Origin of the sequence: Gemmobacter aquaticus, assembly GCF_007859075.1 — a bacterium.
Classification (GTDB): domain Bacteria; phylum Pseudomonadota; class Alphaproteobacteria; order Rhodobacterales; family Rhodobacteraceae; genus Gemmobacter; species Gemmobacter aquaticus.
This window is the reverse complement of sequence record NZ_VOAK01000019.1, coordinates 1-575: the sequence shown is the minus strand read 5'-3', so window position 1 is coordinate 575 and position 575 is coordinate 1. Positions and strand designations below refer to the sequence as shown.

Genomic DNA, 575 nt, shown 5'->3' with positions numbered 1-575 from the left:
CCGTTTCACCGAAGCCCAGATCATGGGCGTGCTGCGTCAGGCGGAGGGCGGGATGCCTGTTCCCGAGCTGTGCCGCGAGCACGGCATCAGCAGTGCGACGTTTTACAAGTGGCGGGCCAAGTATGGCGGCATGGATGCGTCCATGATGAGCCAGATGAAGGCCCTTGAGGATGAGAACCGGCGGCTGAAGCGCATGTTCGCCGATCTCAGCATGCAGGCCGATCTGCTTCGAGAAGCTCTGGGAAAAAGTGACGCGGCTAGCTCAGCGCCGGGAGTTGGCCGAGAAAGCGGTGGCGACGAAGGGGGTCAGCATTGCGCTGGCCTGTCGCACGTTTGGCGTCAGCGAGACCTGTTTCCGCTACAGCCCGAAGCGCGACGACGAGAACGAGATGATCGCCGACCTGCTGGTGGGGCTGACCAACGTCCACAAGACCCGGGGGTTCGGGCTGTGCTTTCTGCACCTGCGGAACGTGAAGGGGCATGTCTGGAACCACAAGCGGGTCCACCGGATCTACTGCGAGCTGGAGCTGAACCTGCGGATCAAGCCACGGCGACGGCTCAAGCGCGAGAAGCCT

General features: G+C 63.0%; 1 pseudogene. It reads left to right on the top strand.

What is annotated here, in order from left to right:
• Positions 1-575 (top strand): annotated as a pseudogene (locus tag FQU74_RS09700) (transposase); the annotation flags it as partial.